The sequence below is a fragment of the Actinacidiphila alni genome (assembly GCF_900112845.1).
Taxonomy (GTDB): domain Bacteria; phylum Actinomycetota; class Actinomycetes; order Streptomycetales; family Streptomycetaceae; genus Actinacidiphila; species Actinacidiphila alni.
This window is the reverse complement of sequence record NZ_FONG01000019.1, coordinates 18828-34810: the sequence shown is the minus strand read 5'-3', so window position 1 is coordinate 34810 and position 15983 is coordinate 18828. Positions and strand designations below refer to the sequence as shown.

The following is a 15983-nucleotide window of genomic DNA, read 5'->3' as shown; positions in this document are numbered from 1 at the left end:
GGTCTCGCGGCAGGTTCCGCCACGCGTGATCATCGCGCCACCTCCGTGAACCGCACCTCGGTGCCGGGGCTCAGCAGGGCCGCGGGCTCCCTCGCCGCGTCCCAGAGCGCCGCGCCGGTCGTTCCGATCACCTGCCAACCGCCGGGCGAGGACCGCGGATACACCCCCGCGTACGGTCCGGCCAGCGCGACGGAACCGGCGGGCACGGCCGTACGCGGCTCGGCTCGGCGCGGTACGTGCAGGCGGTCGGGCAGCCCTGTCAGATAGCCGAAGCCGGGCGCGAACCCGCAGAAGGCCACCCGAAAAGGCGTCGCCGTCACGATCGCCGCCACCTCCCGCGGGGGAACGCCCCACAGCCCGGCGACCTCCGCGAGGTCCGGGCCGTCGAAGCGCACCGCGATCTCCACGGCCGCACCCCGCCCGCGCGGCACCGGCGGCACGTCCCACCCCGCCACCTCGGCGCCGAACGCGCGCGGATCGGCGAGCCCGCACACCAGCACTGTGCGGGCGGCGGGCACGATCTCCGTGACCCCGGCCAGCTCCCCGGCCGCCCGCCGGCGCAGCAATTCCGCGTGCAGCGACTCCGTCTCCTCACCGGTCGCCGTCTCGACCAGCACGGCGTCCGCGCCGGCCCGCAGCACCCGCAGCCTCATCCCCGCCCCCTCGCCCCGGGCCCGCCTTCTGTCACGAGAACGCCGCCACCCGCAGGCCCGCCGCCTCCAGCGACTGCCGCACCCGGGCCGCGAGCCGCGCCGCACCGGGCGTGTCGCCGTGCACGCACAACGACCGGGCGACGACCGGCACCGTCTCGCCGGTGATCGCCGACACCCGCCCGTCCCGTGCGATCCCCACCGACCTGGCCACCACCGCGTCCGCCGACTCCAGCACCGCGCCCGGCTCGCGGCGCGGCACCAGTGTGCCGCCCGCCGTGTAGGCGCGGTCGGCGAACGCCTCCGCCACCGTCCCGAGCCCTTCGCGCGCCGCCGCGGCCAGCAGCCGCGAGCCCGGCAGGCCCAGTACGGGCAGCCCGCCCGCCAGCCGTACGCCCTCGACGACCGCCGCCGCCTGCTCGGCGTCGTGCACGGCCCGGTTGTAGAGCGCGCCGTGCGGCTTCACATACGTCACGGCCGTGCCCGCCGCGCGGGCGAAGACCTCCAGGGCGCCGATCTGGTACGCGACCTCGGCGGCCAGTTCGTCCGGCGGCACGTCCATCGAGCGGCGCCCGAAACCGGCCAGGTCGCGGTAGGAGACCTGGGCGCCGATCCGTACGCCGCGCTCGGCGGCCAGTTCGCACACCCGGCGCATCGTGGCCGGGTCGCCCGCGTGGAAGCCGCACGCCACATTGGCACTGGTGACCACCGACAGCAGCGCCTCGTCATCGGTCAGCCGCCAGCGGCCGAAGCCTTCCGCGAGATCGGCGTTGAGGTCGATCACACCGCCCGGCGCGGCACCGGGTCCCGCGCCGGCCCGCCCACCGGGTGCCGTCCCGGAGCCCGCGTCCGCCATGATGATCCGCCCGTCCTCGTAGCTGTCGTACCCGTCTTACTCGTCGTCGCCGCTGCCCGACGCGACCGCCGGGGCTCCGGCCCGCCGTACCGTCCGCGGCCGCACCGCGTACGCGCCGTGCCCGTACCGGATCCGATCATGGCACCCCGGCGGCCCGCTCCGCCCGGTGCCCGCCCCGTGCCGATCCGTGCCGTTTCGTTCGATGTCGGTGGCACCGCCTAATGTGTGGGGCGTGACCACCACGATCCCGTACTCGCTGCCGGGCGCCGCCCGGCCCGCGCCGGGCCCGGCCGCCGACGAGGGCCTGGCCCGCCGGCTCAAGGCGCTCGCCTGCACGGCGCCGCTGCACGACCTCGACGCGCGCAAGGCCAATCTCGCGGGCGAGTACTCGGTGTACGCGATGGCGGAGATCGCGCTCGCCTCGATCGACCTGGTCACGCTCAACATGGACTTCGACACCGGCGCGGACCACGACCAGATAGTGGCCAGACTGCTGCCCCGGGTCGCCGCCCAGGCCCCCGCCCGCGCCCACGCCGAGCACGAGCGGGTGGCCCGCTGGGTACTGGAGAATCTGATCAACGTCGGCAGCGCCGACCGTGGATTCCGCGCCGTCTACGGCACCTTCGGCGCCGACGGCGGCTATGTGCGCAGGGACTACGACTTCAAGCTGATCGAGGAAGTGCCAGGCCCCGGCGGCGGTGTCTATCTGCGCACCACCGACGAGGCGGTCAACGTCCTGGTCGGCGCCCTCGACACCGACGTCACCAGCGCGCAGATCGCCGCCGAGGTCAAGCTGGAGGTGCTGATCAGCCGCGGCAGGCTCGCCGACGCCCAACTCGCCGCGGAACAGGCCCGCTACCGCACCGTGCAGTACGCGGAGACGCTGCGCCGCACCCTGGAGGCGACCCGGCGCAATGTGCGGGCGGTCGACTGGCTGCGCACCGTCCCCGACATGATCGCCGAGGCGCTCGACCACGTCGCCGACCGCTACCGGCACGAGAACGCGATCCTCACCAACATCCGCAAGGCGCGCGACGAGGCGGAGGAGCCCGAGCACAAGCGGCGGGCCGCCGAACTGGTCGACATCGTCAAGGACTGCATCCGCCGGCACACCCAGCTCCAGTCCCGGCTGCTGGAGGCGGGGCCGCTGTTCCGCGCCGAGCAGGACCGGCAGGCATTCGCGGCGCCGCCCGCGCGCGCCGGACTCGACCTGTACGGGCAGCTCGTCGCGCCCCTGCTGCCGATCCCGGTGGAGCAGGCGTCCCGCGTGACCGACGCGTTCTTCGCGCGCGGCGCCGGATTCCGTACGCCGTCGGCGGTGCGCGTCACCGATCTCGTGGATCTGCTGCTCACCCCGCCGCTGGAGCGCGAACACCTCGGCGCCGAGATGCCGGAACCCGACCTGGTCGCCACCCCCGACGACAGCCGCTTCAGCGAGGAACAGCTCGAATCCGCGCTCGACCTGCTCGACCTGCCGCACGACGCGCCGCGCAGGCTGTCCGGCCTGCTCGCCGACGCCCGCCGCCGCGACCCCGAACTGCCCTATCTGCTGGCCCTGCTCGCCATCCACGCCGCCTCCCCGCCGGTCGGCACCGCCTACCGCCAGGGCGAACAGCGCCTGCTCTTCGCCGTCGACGACGGCACCCCGCTGGACGACCCCGAGTTCGGCGGCGCCGATCTCATCCTGGGCACCGCCCGGCTCGACGCGGTGGCGATGAGCGCCGCGCGGGCGGAGCCCGCATGAGGCCCGGCACCGCACCGTCCCGTAGCGGCACCGCACCGTCCCGTACCGGCATCGGCCCGTCCCGTACCGGCAACCCTCGGCCGGACCGCGGGGCGCGACCGCAGCGCAGCAAGGAGAGCGAGAAGTGAGCGAGTACCGCGAACCGGCGGCGGAGACGCCCGAGGCCGGGACGCACGGCGGCGGGTCCGAAGGGCAGGCCCGCGGCGCGAGCGTGACCCCCGGCGACGCGGCGGACGCCGCGCGCCTGGTCGGCTACGGCCTCCAGCCCAAGCTGCTGCCCGCGCGCGACGCCGAATACGCCGAGCTGATCCGCAGACACCGCGAGGACCCCGCCTTCGCGCGGCTCGCCGATGCGGTCGCGGCCGGCCTCGGCCTGATCGTGCTGGAGGTCTCGCCCCGCGCGGGCATGGCCCTCGCCGCCGGCGAGGACTCGGTGTTCGCCGTCCGCATGGGCGACTACGCCCGCCGCGCCGCCTCCGACGCGGGCGACCGCTTCCTGCACGGCCTGGCCCACCTCGCCGCCGCCGCGCTCGCCTTCCCGCGCCCCGAGGACCTCGCCGACGACGGCTACATCGGCCGGATCACCGTCAACGGCATCGACGCCTTCGTCCGCCAGGCGTGCCGCCGTCTGGAGGAGAAGGCCGACGAGACCGGTGAGAACACCGACCCGGCCAGTGACGCGCCCGGCCTCGAGGCGGCCTGGCGGGTCTACACCCGGCGCAGTGCCACCGGCGCCACCAAGGACGCGCGCAGGCTGGCCAGTTCGACCACCGGGATCATCGGCAAGGCCGTCGCCTTCCTCGTGGACTCCGGCTTCCTCCAGCGCACCGGCGACGAGTCGGGCGGCACCTACCGCACCACCGCGCGTTATCAGTTGCAGGTCCGCGACATGGCGGGCAGCGCCGCCATGGCCGAACTCCTCGACCTCGGCATCGTGCCCGTCGCCGACGGCACCGCCAGCCTCGTCCCGGCCGCCGAAGACGGCGGGCAGGATCTGGCGGTCGACGCGGGCCTGCCGTTCCACGCCCACGCCTGATGCCACACCCGAGACCGTGACCTGACGCCGGACCGTACGGGCAGCCCGCCCGGCCCGTACGCACGGACCGCCGACCCGGGCCCCGGACCGACCTCGACCCGGACCCAGACCCCGATCTCGGCCCAGGCCCAGACCCAGATCTTGACCCCGACCACGATCCACGTCCCTGACCCCGACCACGAGCCACGAGAGTCCGCCGCATGTACGAGCTTTCCCGACTCCGCCTCTACTCCATCGGTCCCGCGGGCGCGCGCTACGCCGACACCGTGCTGGATCTGCGGGGCGTCGGCGAGCCGGTGCCGCAGCCCGCCCCGGCACAGGGCGAGTTCTTCGCCGACGAGCCGGCCGGACCGCCGCGCCGCCCGGCGCCCGCGGGCGTGCTCTTCCTGGAGAACGGCGGCGGCAAGTCGGTCCTGCTCAAGCTGATCTTCTCGGTGATGCTGCCTGGCCACCGCAACACCCTCGGCGGCGCCAGCTCCGGTGTGCTGCGCAAATTCCTGCTCGCCGAGGACTGCGGCCACGTCGCCCTGGAGTGGCAGCACACCCTCACCGGTGAACTGGTCGTGGTCGGCAAGGTCAGCGAATGGCGGGGCCGCCAGGTCTCCTCCGACCCGCGCAAATTCGCCGAGGCCTGGTACTCCTTCCGGCCAGGCCCCGGGCTCAGCCTGGACTCGCTGCCGGTCGCCGAGGCCACCGGCGTACGGCCGCCGGTCGAGGGCATGTCCGGTGCGCGCGGCAGGCGGCGCACGATGAAGGGCTTCCGGGACGCGGTCACCGAGGCGGGCAAGGCGTATCCGCACCTGGAAGTGGTGTGGGAGGAGATCCACGACCGCTGGAACGAACACCTCGGCGATCTCGGCCTCGACCCCGAACTCTTCCGCTACCAGCGGGAGATGAACGCCGACGAGGGCGAGGCCGCCGGACTCTTCGCGGTCAAGAAGGACTCCGACTTCACCGACCTGCTGCTGCGTGCCGTCACCGACACCCGGGACACCGACGGCCTCGCCGATCTCGTGCACGGCTTCGCCGGCAAGCTCGGCCGCCGGGCCGAACTCACCGCCGAGCGCGACTTCACCGCCGGCTCGCTCGACCTGCTGGAGCGGATCGTCGACACCGCCGCGACGCGCGACCAGGCGCGCGGCGTGCACGCCCAGTCCGAGCGCCGTACCCGCGCCCTGGCCCGCAGGCTCACCGCCCGCGCCCGGCAGGAGCGGGACAGGACCGGCGAACTGGCCGAGCACATGGCGCGGGCCGCGCACACCGTCACCGACGCCGAGCAGGCGCGCGGCGGCAGCGCCCTGATCGCCGCCGAACTGGCGTACCGCCACGCCTCGTTGGCGCTGGCCGCCGCCGACAAGAGCGCCGCGGGACTGCGCCGCGAACTGGGCGACGCCCGTACGCTGCACGCTGCCTGGCAGGCCGCGGAGACCGTGCTGCGGCACCGCGCCGCGGGCGACCGCCTCGCGCGTGTCACCGCCGCCATCCGGGAGGCCGAGCGCGACGCGGCCCCGGCGCTGGCCGCCCGCACCCGCGCCGCCACCGACCTCGTACGCGCCCTGCACGCCGCCGCCGGGCGCGCGGAACAGCAGGCCGACGCCGAGGAGGAGCGGTCCGCGGCGCTCCAGGCGGCGTCCGAGGCCGCGCACCGCGACGCCACCGCCGCCGCGACCGAGGCGCAGCGCGCCCGCAGCGAGAGCGGACACCTCGGGCAGCGCCTCGCCGAGGTCGCGCAGGAGACCGCGGAAGCGGTCGGCGCGGGCTGGCTCGACGATTCCGCGCCCGACGCCGACCCGGCGCGCGCCGCCCTCGCCGCCGCCGACGCCGAGGAGACCGCAACGGCCTTGGCCCGGGCGGCGGGTGACACCGCCCAGGCCGCCGCCGCCCGTGCCCGCGACGCCGCCTCCGCCGAGGCCCGCGCCGAGCTGGCGGCCGCCCGCGCGGCCGACGCCCTCACCACCGCAGAAACGGCCCGTACCGCGGCGACCGTCGCCGCCACCGCGCTGGCCGCCGACCCCCGCCTCGCAGCTCTCCTCAGCGTCCCCGCACCGCGCGGCGACGGCGACCCGGACGCCGGGGACGGGACCGGCACGGGCCCGGCCGGAGGAACGTCCCACCCCGACGACCGGGCGTCCGCCGCCGTCCGCGCCGCAACGGACGGCGGCGCGCCGTCCGACGAAGGCGCCGGCCCCGGGCCCGCGGGCGCCCCGCGCGCGAGCCGCACGCTCTCCGAAGGCGCCGCCCCCGTACCCCAGCGGGGCACGGAGGGCGCCCTCACCGCCGCCGAACTGGACTCCTTCGCCGAGCCGTTGCGCGAACTGCTGGACAGCGCCGTGGCGGCGGCCGAGCGCAAGCTGTTCGAGCTGCGGACGGCCGCCGCGGACGACACCCGCATCCTGGCCGCGCTCGGCGACGGCGGCCTGCTGCCGCCGGGCCCCGACGTGCTGGCGACCGTGGAGTACCTGGGCGAGCACGGCATCCCGGCGCTGCCCGGGTGGCGCTATCTCGCGCAGGCCGTGGACCCGGTGGACCACGCGACGGTGCTGGCCGCCCGCCCGGAGCTGGTCGACGGCGTCGTGGTCACCGAGCCCGGCTCGTACCAGCGGGCCAGGGACGTCCTGGCGCAGGCCGCCCTGCTGCCGCGCTCGACGGTCGCCGTCGGCACCGCGGCGGCGCTGCTCGCGCCGCCGCCCGCGGCGGCTGCGGGCTCCGCGGAGCAGGACGTCTTCCTCGTCCCGCCGAATCCTGCGATGCACGACGAACTGGCCGCCGACGGCGAACGCCAGGAGCTGCGGGCACGCGCGGGCGCCCGCGAGGAGGACATCAGGTCGCTCGCCGCCCGCCTCGCGCACGACCGCACGCTCGCCGCTCGGCTCGCCTCGTGGCGCGCCTCCTGCCCGCCCGAGCGGCTCGCCGAGCTGGACGCCGAGGTGGACGCGGCCCGTGCGAGCGCCGAGCGGGCCCGTACGGAACTGGCCGCGGCACGTACCGAGAAGGCCGAGGCCGAGGCACTCGCCGCCGAGGCAGCCGCCGACAACGACGCCCGGCGGGAAGCCGCGGAACAGGCGAGGCGCCGCGCCGACGCCCTGGCCGGCCTCGCGCACCGGCTGCGCGAACGCGCCAACTGGCAGCGCCGCGCCCGGGAGCTGGCCGCCGACGCGGCCGAGGCCGAGGCGCGCGTCGAGACCTGCCTCGACCGGGCCCGGGCCGCCGACGAGGACCGCCGCGCCGCCCAGCGCGCCTCGGACGACGCCCGCCGCACCGCCCGCGTCCTGCGCGCCGAGCGCTCCGACATCGCCGGCGCGCCCGAGGAGAGCGCCGACGACCGGGAGGAGACCGCCTCCACCGAGTCGCTGCCCGCGCTCCGCGAGGCGTACCGCGCGGCCTCCCAGGTGTACGAGAAGGTCGGCGTCGGCGCCGACCTGCGCGCCGAGCAGGCCCGCGCGGAGAGCACCGAGAACGCGGCCCTGGCCGAACTGGAACGCCTCACCAACAAGGTCCGCAGCCGCGCCGCACAGCTGCTGGAAGGCCCGGACGGCTCCGACGGACCGTCCCGGCAGGCCGCCGCCGCCCGCGCGGAACAACTGGTCCAGACCCTGGAATCGCGCGCCTCCACCGCGAGCGAGCAGCTCGGCCGGCTGCGCGGCGAGGCCGAACGGCTCGCACCCGCCGACGGCGACCGGCACACCGACCTGCCCGACGAGCTGCTGCCGCGCGACGCCGAGCACGCCCAGGAGCTGCTGCGCGCCGCCAACAGCGAACTGGCCTCCCGCACCGAGGCGTTGGACCAGGCAAGGGCGGCCCACACCGACATGGTGCGGGCGCACCGCGCCGCCGAGGACGCCGCGGGCGGCTTCGACGAGACCGCGGCGCTGCTGCGCGACCTGCTGCGGGACAACGCGCCGGGCCAGCCCGACGAGGAGGAGCCCGAGCCGTACGCCGGCCGCCTGGAGGAAGCCCGGCAGACCGCCGCCGAGGCCCGCCGCAGCCTGCGCGGCTGCGCCGCGGACCTGTCCACCGCCGAGACACAGCTGCGCGAGGCGGCCGACGTCCTCGTCCGGCACGCCAACGCGGTCCGCTACGAGCAGGTCAGGACGCCGGCCCGGCAGCAGATCAGGGAACTGCCCGCCGCCGCGCTGCCCGAGCACGCCGCCGCGTGGGCCGCGGCCTTCGCCCCACGGCTGCGCGTCCTCACCGACGAGCTGAACCAGCTGGAGCGCAACCGCGACAGCATCGTGGACCGGCTGCGCGGCCTGGTCGAGTCCTCGCTGGCCACCCTCCGCTCGGCGCAGCGCCTGTCCCGGCTGCCCGAAGGGCTCGGCGAGTGGTCGGGACAGGAATTCCTCCGGATCCGCTTCGAGGACCCGGACCAGTCGGTGCTCACCGAGCGGCTCGGCGAGGTCATCGACGAGGCCACCCGCGCCGCCGTCCGGAAGAATTCCGACCTGCGGCGGGACGGCATGTCACTGCTGCTGCGCGGTGTCGCCTCCGCCCTGGAACCGCGCGGGATCGCCGTGGAGATCCTCAAGCCGGACGCGGTGCTGCGCGCCGAGCGCGTCCCGGTCGGCCAGATGGGCGACGTGTTCTCCGGCGGCCAGCTGCTCACCGCCGCGATCGCCCTCTACTGCACGATGGCGGCACTGCGCAGCAACGACCGGGGCCGCGACAAGCAGCGGCACGCGGGCACGCTGTTCCTCGACAATCCCATCGGCCGCGCCAACGCCACCTATCTGCTGGAATTGCAGCGGGCTGTCGCCGACGCCTTGGGCGTACAGCTGATTTACACCACAGGACTGTTCGACACGACCGCGCTCGCCGAATTCCCGCTGGTGGTCAGGCTGCGCAATGACGCGGATCTGCGGGCGGGCCTGAAATACATCAGCGTCGAGGAACACCTGCGGCCCGGCCTGCCGGTGCCCGACCCGCAGGGCGAACAGGTGCACGGCGAGATCACCGCCACCCGGATGTTCCGCCGCCCGCAGGAATCCGTCCCGGCCGCCGACGCGGGCACGCAACAGGCCCCCGTCACGGCACCGGACGGCGCGGAGTCCGCGGCCGATGGCTCCGTACCGGCGGTGTCACGCCCCTAGGTGCCGCAATATGTGCGTCGTCCGCCCCGGCGCCCGCTTCCGGCGGCGGGCGGCGGCGCGCGCCGCACGGTGCTCCCTGCGCCGCACCCGGCGCGCCGCACGGGCCGCGCTGCTCGGGCTCGACAGCACACCATTGCGCTGATTCCACACCTGACGGGTGACCCACACGTCCAGCACCGCCCACGCGGCCACGATGCTGACGAAGACCGCCGCGAGCAGTGCGGGCGCGGACAGCCAGGAGTGACCGGCGGCCAGCAGCACGTCGATCACCACGAGGATGAGCGCCACCGAACCGATCAGCATGGCCCGGACCGCCGCCGTCCGGACCGGTTCGGGCATTCGTGGAGTACCGATGGGGTCTGTACTCCACACACCGTCCTCTTCAAGGCCCTGTTCGATGTCCATGAAAGGTGCCTGCCCCCGAACTTCCGGATGCATTCCGGGGTACGTATCCGGCCAGACCTGCCCAACCCCACAGACAGGCTTTCGAGTTACCGCTGTGGCAGTAGTAGGCTCACGCCGTTTAAACGCGACAGACCACCCCCATAGCCGGGGGAGACGTTGGGGAGGCCATGCGCTTTCGCGGTACGACGATCCGCCGGAAGATCGTGGCGCTGCTGCTGATCCCGCTGGTGTCCCTCACCCTCATCTGGGCATTCGCCGCCACCATCACCGGGCGCGAGGTGTTCGGACGGCCGGACATCCAGCGAATAGTCGACTCCGTCGGCTATCCCGCCGACGATACGGTTCGGAGCCTTCAGCAGGAGCGCAGGGTCGCACTGGTCTATCTGGCCAACCCCCGGGACTCCGAGGCGCGGATCGCCTACGACAAGCAGAAATCCGCCACCGACGCCACGGTCGCCAAGATGCGGACCTCGATCAGCACCTCCGGCGCGCGCGGCGACCTCAACGAGCGCTCCCGCGACCGGCTCGACAGCATGCTCTCCACCATCGAGGGCGTCACCTCGCTGCGGCAGCGGATCACCAACCAGCGGATCACCCGCAATGACGCCTACGAGGCGTACAACGCGCTGGTCGACCCGGTCTTCGACCTCTTCGACGAGTACATCCCGCTCAGCGACGTGACCAAGGACAGCCAGCGCCGCGCGGTGATCGGCCTGTACCGGGCGCAGGAGGAGGTCAGCCGCGAGGACGCGCTGATGGCCGCCGCGATCAGCACCGGCCACATCAGCAAGGACGAACTGCGCTCCTTCACCTTCGCCGTCGCCGAACAGCGCAATTACTACGCCGTCGACCTCAAGACCCTCACCGACGACGTCCGGGCGCCCTTCGACAGCTACTGGCAGGGCGCCAACGGCAAGGCGCTGCGCACCGCGGAGGACGCGGTGATCGGCGCGGACAGCGACGAGGCCCCGGTGGTGGCCGCCCAGCAGAACTGGCCCAGCCTCGCCGGTACCGTGATGGGCGACCTCGGCAAGCTCGACGGCGCCGCGATCGCGAAGTTCAGCAAGCAGGCAAGGCCGCTGTCGACCACGCTGGTCGTGGAGGCCGTCGTGATCGGCGTCCTCGGTCTGATCGCGGTGATCGCCTCGGTGATCGTCTCGGTACGGATCGGCCGCAGCCTGATCCGCGACCTGACCGGACTGCGCCGCGAGGCGCAGGAGGTCTCCGGCACCCGGCTGCCGCGCGTCATGCGGCGGCTGGCGGCCGGCGAACAGGTCGACGTGGAGACCGAAGTACCGCGCCTGCAGTATTCGGACGACGAGATCGGCCAGGTCGGCAAGGCGCTCAACACCCTCCAGCGGGCGGCCGTCGAGGCCGCCGTCCGCCAGTCCGACATGCGCAAGGGCGTCTCCGAGGTCTTCGTCAACCTCGCCCGCCGCAGCCAGGTCCTGCTGCACCGCCAGCTCACACTGCTCGACGCGATGGAGCGCCGCACCGAGAACGCCGAGGAGCTGGCCGACCTCTTCCGGCTCGACCACATGACCACGCGTATGCGACGGCACGCCGAGGGCCTGGTCATCCTCTCCGGCGTCGCCCCGTCCCGGCAGTGGCGCAAGCCCGTCCAGCTCATGGACGTGGTGCGCGCCGCCGTCGCCGAGGTCGAGGACTACGAGCGGATCGAGGTACGGCGGCTGCCGCGGCTGGCCGTCAGCGGTTCCGCGGTCGGCGACCTCACCCACCTGCTCGCCGAACTCATCGAGAACGCCGCGGTGTTCTCCCCGCCGCACACGGCGGTACGGCTGCACGGCGAGCCCGTCGCCAACGGCTTCGTGCTGGAGATCGACGACCGCGGCCTCGGGCTGACCCCCGACGCGCTGCTGGAGGCGAACCTGCGGCTCGCCGAGACCCCCGAGTTCGAGCTGTCGGACACCGACCGGCTCGGCCTGTTCGTGGTCAGCCGGCTGGCCCAGCGCCAGAACGTCCGGGTCTCGCTGCGGCAGTCCCCGTACGGCGGCACCACCGCGGTCGTGCTGATCCCGGCGAATCTGCTCACCGAGACCGGTGACGACACCGGCTCGACGCGGATCGGTGAACTCACCGAGTCCCGGGCCGAGGAGATACCCGCCGACACCGAGCACACCTTCCGGCAGTGGGGCCTCGACGGGATCGGCGGGGAGACGCAGAAGGAGCACGAGGCGCACCCCGCGGACGAACCCGTCGGTCCGCCGGTAGGCGCCTCCGACGAGCCGGAACTGGAAGGACCGCTGCCGTTGCCGCGCCGCCGCCGTACGGCGCCGGTCCTGGTCTCCGACCGCGGCCGGCCGGTCGGCGGACCCTCCGACCGAACGTCGCGGGTGGAACGGGACACGCCGGGACAGACCCCGGCCGCGGGCGGCGCGCCGCAACCGCGGCCCCCCGCGCCCGCGCCCGTACGGCAGCAGGCCCCCGGTCTGCTGCCGGCCCGGCCCCAGCCCGCCCCGGAACCGGCGCAGGCGCCGGCTCCGGCCCCCGCCCCTGTGGCGAAGAAGGCGGCGGCGCCCGGCGCGAGTGGCTCCCTGCTGCCGCGCCGCGTCCGGCAGGCCAATCTGGCGCCGCAGTTGCGCGCCGACCCCGGCCAGGACCGGGACGGTGGCGGCGACGGGGCCGGACGCGAACGGTCGGCGGACGAGGTCCGGGACCGGATGGCCGCGCTCCAGCGCGGCTGGCAGCGCGGCCGGGAAGTGGCGGACACCACGGAACCGGCGGAATCCGCCGGCACGCCCGACGCCACAGCGACCACCGGGACCGCGGAAGCGACCGAGACGGCAGAAAACACCGAGACCGGCGGTACATACGGCGGTCCCTGGGCATCAGCACCGAGTACGACTCCGGAGGGGAACGGTCGATGACCGCACCATCAAGCCCGACACGTGAGCTGAGCTGGCTCCTTGACGATCTGGTCGCCCGCGTGGCCAGCATCCGCAAGGCCCTGGTGCTCTCCGGCGACGGCCTGGCCATCGGCGCGTCGGAGGGGCTGACCCGCGAGGACTCGGAGCACCTGGCCGCCGTGGCCTCGGGTTTCCACAGCCTGGCCAAGGGCGTCGGACGGCACTTCGAGGCCGGCCGGGTCCGGCAGACCATGGTCGAACTGGACGACGCCTTCCTCTTCGTGACCGCGGCGGGCGACGGCAGCTGCCTGGCCGTACTGACCGCGGCCGAGTCCGACGTCGGCCAGGTCGCGTACGAGATGGCACTGCTGGTCAAGCGGGTCGGCGCCCACCTGGGCACGGCGGCACGGCACGACGGCGGCGCGGCTCTCAGCGGCTGACCGGATGATCTGACAACGGGGTGACGGGTGTCATGACTTCTGATGCGGACCGGTGGTACGACGACGCGGCAGGACCGGTGGTGCGGCCCTATGCGATGACGAGGGGCCGTACCAGCAGCGCCGCGGAAATGAAGATCGACCTGATCGCCTTGGTGATCACGGAGGCGGAGCCGGGCGACGACGGCGGTGCGCAGGACGACCACTCGCTGTCGCCCGAACACCTCGACATCGTCGAGCGCTGCCAGCACCAGGCCGTTTCCGTCGCGGAGCTGGCCTCCGACCTCGACCTGCCGGTCGGGGTGGTCCGGGTGCTCGTCGGGGACCTGCTGGAAGGGGCGCACGTCCAGCTCCACCAGCCGGTCCCGCCCGCCGAGTTGGTGGACGAGAGCATCCTGCGCGAGGTCATCAACGGGCTGCGCGCGCTCTAGACGGATCGTGATCCGTCCCGGCGCGCCGATCGCTTTCGATCAGGACTAGGCTCGGCGCGGACCCACAACTGACAACGCCTGCAGGGAAGTAGACACACCATGGCTTTCGCGCGATCGGATCGCCGCCGCAAGCCGTCCGCCGACGAGCCGGTGGCACTCAAGCTGCTCGTCGCGGGCGGGTTCGGTGTCGGCAAGACCACGCTGGTCGGCGCGGTCAGCGAGATCAGGCCGCTGCGCACCGAGGAGTCGCTCAGCGAGGCGGGCCGCCCGGTGGACGACATCGCGGGCGTGGAGGGCAAGCGCACCACGACGGTCGCGATGGACTTCGGCCGGATCACCCTGCGGGACAACCTGGTGCTGTACCTGTTCGGCACCCCGGGCCAGGACCGCTTCTGGTTCCTGTGGGACGAGCTGGCGCAGGGCGCGCTCGGCGCGGTGGTGCTCGCCGACACCCGCCGCCTGGAGGACTGCTTCGCCGCCGTCGACTACTTCGAGCGGCGCGGCATCCCCTTCACCGTCGCCGTCAACTGCTTCGACGGCGCCGAGCGGCACGCGCCGGACATCGTGCGTGACGCGCTCGACCTGGACGCGTCCGTGCCGGTCGTGCTGTGCGACGCGCGCGAGCGGGACTCGGCGAAGGACGTGCTGATCAGCGTCGTGGAACACGCGGCGCAGAGGGCGGCGGGCCGACGGGAGCCCGCCACCACCTGACGGCGCCAACGGCAGCAGCACCAACGGGACGGCGCGGCGCGGTCAGCCGGCGGCGTCCCGTTCGCCGTCCTCGTCCAGCCAGCCGAAGCTCCGCTCGACCGCCATCTTCCAGCGCCGGTAGCCGCGTTCACGTACCGGCTCGGTCATCCGCGGCGTCCACTCCGCGTCGCGCTCCCACTGCGCCCTGAGGGTGTCAAGGCCGTCCCACACCCCCGTGGCCAGGCCCGCCGCGTAGGCCGCGCCGAGGCTGGTGGTCTCGGCGACGACCGGCCGGATCACCGGTACGCCGAGCACATCGGCCTGATGCTGCATCAGCAGCTTGTTGACGGTCATCCCGCCGTCCACCCGCAGCGAGTCGATCCGTACGCCGGAGTCCTCGTGCATCGCGTCGACCACCTCGCGGGTCTGCCAACTCGTCGCCTCCAGCACGGCGCGGGCCAGGTGCGCCTTGGTGACGAAGCCGGTGAGGCCGGTGATCACGCCGCGCGCGTCGGACCGCCAATAGGGCGCGAAGAGGCCGGAGAAGGCCGGTACGACATAGGCGCCGCCGTTGTCGGGCACGCTCGCGGCCAGCGGCTCGATCTCGTCGACGGACCTGATCAGGCCCAACTGGTCGCGCAGCCAGTGCACCAGGGCGCCGGTGATCGCGATCGAGCCCTCCAGGCAGTACGCGGGCCGGTCGGTGCCGAGCCGGTAGCCGACAGTGGTGACCAGCCCGCGCTTGGACGGCACCGGCCGCGTCCCGGTGTTCATCAGCAGAAAGCTGCCCGCGCCGTAGGTGTTCTTGGCCTCGCCGGTACCGAAGCGGGTCTGGCCGAAGAGCGCGGCCTGCTGGTCGCCGAGCGCCGCGGCCACCGGGACGCCCGCCAGCCGCCCCGTGGCGGTGCCGTAGACCTCGGCCGACGACCGGATCTCGGGCAGCACGGCCTCGGGGATGTTCATGGCGGCCAGGATCGCCGGATCCCAGTCCAGCGTGTCCAGATTCATCAGCAGCGTCCGCGAGGCGTTGGTGACGTCGGTGACATGGATGCCGCCGTCGGTGCCGCCGGTCAGATTCCACACCAGCCACGAGTCGATGGTGCCGAAGGCGATCTCACCGTTCTCCGCGCGGCGCCGCAGGCCCGGCACATGGTCGAGCAGCCAGGCCGCCTTGGGACCGGAGAAGTACGGCGCGAGCGGCAGCCCGGTCGCCTCCCGGAAGCGGTCCTGCCCGTACGCGCCGCCGAGTTCGGCGCACAGCGCGGCGGTGCGGGTGTCCTGCCAGACCACGGCGTTGTGCACCGGGCGGCCGGTCGAGCGGTCCCACAGCACCGTGGTCTCGCGCTGATTGGTGATGCCGAGGGCGCTGAGCCGGTCGGGACGCAGCCCGGCCCTGGCGAGCGCGCCCGCCGCCACCGCCTGCACCTTCGCCCAGATCTCGGTCGCGTCGTGCTCCACCCAGCCGGGTCGCGGGAGGATCTGCCGGTGGTCGCGGCTGTCGGAGGCGACGACATGCCCGCGGCTGTCGAAGACGAGGCAGCGGGTCGTGGTGGTGCCCTGGTCGATTGCGGCTACGTAGCTCTCTGGCCGGTCGCTCACGTCAGTCTCCCTTGCCCGGTCCCCCCGGGACCGTGTCGGGAATGGGCGGCGCGCGGACCACCGGGTCCGGGCCCCTCCCACCGCCCGGCTCCGCGCCACCGGAAGTGTTCTCCCCGGGGTGACGGAGCGTCAAGAACTTCGACGGGGCAGTCATGTCACGCTGCGCGGCCGCTCGATACGA

At 74.1% G+C, this 15983-nt stretch carries 11 protein-coding genes; 7 read left to right on the top strand and 4 right to left on the bottom strand.

All coding sequences use genetic code 11. The features are described from left to right. Nucleotides 1–29 precede the first annotated feature (29 nt). Both BM076_RS26540 and BM076_RS26535 read right to left on the bottom strand, forming a co-directional pair. The gene (locus tag BM076_RS26540; RefSeq protein WP_093716232.1) at nucleotides 30–653 is read right to left on the bottom strand and encodes a 5-oxoprolinase subunit B family protein; all 624 of its coding nucleotides are present in this window, start codon (nucleotides 651–653) and stop codon (nucleotides 30–32) included. 31 nt (nucleotides 654–684) lie between these two features. Further along, nucleotides 685–1434: a LamB/YcsF family protein gene (locus BM076_RS26535; RefSeq protein WP_245796421.1), complete on the bottom strand. Its 750-nt coding sequence runs from the start codon at nucleotides 1432–1434 to the stop codon at nucleotides 685–687. Nucleotides 1435–1708: 274 nt separating this feature from the next. Here BM076_RS26535 and BM076_RS26530 point away from each other — a divergent pair, with 274 nt between their 5' ends. From BM076_RS26530 to BM076_RS26520, 3 genes are all read left to right on the top strand, one after another. Continuing rightward, on the top strand, nucleotides 1709–3250 hold the full coding sequence (locus BM076_RS26530; RefSeq protein ID WP_245796402.1) for a hypothetical protein: 1542 nt from the start codon (nucleotides 1709–1711) through the stop codon (nucleotides 3248–3250). 211 nt (nucleotides 3251–3461) lie between these two features. Continuing rightward, nucleotides 3462–4286, top strand: a complete 825-nt coding sequence (locus BM076_RS26525) for a hypothetical protein (RefSeq protein ID WP_245796419.1) — start codon at nucleotides 3462–3464, stop codon at nucleotides 4284–4286. Between the two features lie 200 nt (nucleotides 4287–4486). After that, a complete protein-coding gene (locus BM076_RS26520; protein WP_093716228.1) occupies nucleotides 4487–9373 on the top strand; it encodes a hypothetical protein in 4887 nt (1628 codons plus the stop codon). Here the strand turns inward: BM076_RS26520 and BM076_RS26515 are convergent. Then, on the bottom strand, nucleotides 9362–9712 hold the full coding sequence (locus BM076_RS26515; RefSeq protein WP_245796400.1) for a hypothetical protein: 351 nt from the start codon (nucleotides 9710–9712) through the stop codon (nucleotides 9362–9364). The two genes, BM076_RS26520 and BM076_RS26515, sit on opposite strands and share 12 nt — an antisense overlap. 233 nt (nucleotides 9713–9945) lie before the next feature. Here BM076_RS26515 and BM076_RS26510 point away from each other — a divergent pair, with 233 nt between their 5' ends. From BM076_RS26510 to BM076_RS26495, 4 genes are all read left to right on the top strand, one after another. Further along, nucleotides 9946–12666 carry a sensor histidine kinase gene (locus BM076_RS26510; protein WP_093716226.1) on the top strand — a complete coding sequence of 907 codons (2721 nt, stop codon included), beginning with the start codon at nucleotides 9946–9948 and terminating at the stop codon, nucleotides 12664–12666. Next, nucleotides 12663–13085 carry a roadblock/LC7 domain-containing protein gene (locus BM076_RS26505; RefSeq protein WP_093716225.1) on the top strand — a complete coding sequence of 141 codons (423 nt, stop codon included), beginning with the start codon at nucleotides 12663–12665 and terminating at the stop codon, nucleotides 13083–13085. The genes BM076_RS26510 and BM076_RS26505 overlap by 4 nt, the downstream gene beginning before the upstream one ends. Before the next feature lie 32 nt (nucleotides 13086–13117). Next, nucleotides 13118–13513, top strand: coding sequence for a DUF742 domain-containing protein (locus tag BM076_RS26500; protein WP_093716341.1), 396 nt, complete (start codon nucleotides 13118–13120; stop codon nucleotides 13511–13513). Nucleotides 13514–13612: 99 nt separating this feature from the next. Continuing rightward, nucleotides 13613–14224: a GTP-binding protein gene (locus BM076_RS26495; protein ID WP_093716224.1), complete on the top strand. Its 612-nt coding sequence runs from the start codon at nucleotides 13613–13615 to the stop codon at nucleotides 14222–14224. 42 nt (nucleotides 14225–14266) lie between these two features. On the opposite strand, the gene glpK is transcribed toward BM076_RS26495, so the two are convergent. Beyond that, on the bottom strand, nucleotides 14267–15802 hold the full coding sequence (gene glpK / locus BM076_RS26490; RefSeq protein ID WP_093716223.1) for a glycerol kinase GlpK: 1536 nt from the start codon (nucleotides 15800–15802) through the stop codon (nucleotides 14267–14269). Nucleotides 15803–15983 lie beyond the last annotated feature (181 nt).

Excerpts from the sequence above, each read along its gene's own strand:
- BM076_RS26540 (WP_093716232.1), bottom strand. The coding sequence starts at position 653 with ATGAGGCTGCGGGTGCTGCGGGCCGGCGCGGACGCCGTGCTGGTCGAG.
- BM076_RS26505 (WP_093716225.1), top strand. The coding sequence starts at position 12,663 with ATGACCGCACCATCAAGCCCGACACGTGAGCTGAGCTGGCTCCTTGAC.
- BM076_RS26515 (WP_245796400.1), bottom strand. The coding sequence starts at position 9,712 with ATGCCCGAACCGGTCCGGACGGCGGCGGTCCGGGCCATGCTGATCGGT.
- BM076_RS26520 (WP_093716228.1), top strand. The coding sequence starts at position 4,487 with ATGTACGAGCTTTCCCGACTCCGCCTCTACTCCATCGGTCCCGCGGGC.
- BM076_RS26530 (WP_245796402.1), top strand. The coding sequence starts at position 1,709 with ATGTCGGTGGCACCGCCTAATGTGTGGGGCGTGACCACCACGATCCCG.
- BM076_RS26500 (WP_093716341.1), top strand. The coding sequence starts at position 13,118 with ATGACTTCTGATGCGGACCGGTGGTACGACGACGCGGCAGGACCGGTG.
- BM076_RS26495 (WP_093716224.1), top strand. The coding sequence starts at position 13,613 with ATGGCTTTCGCGCGATCGGATCGCCGCCGCAAGCCGTCCGCCGACGAG.
- BM076_RS26510 (WP_093716226.1), top strand. The coding sequence starts at position 9,946 with ATGCGCTTTCGCGGTACGACGATCCGCCGGAAGATCGTGGCGCTGCTG.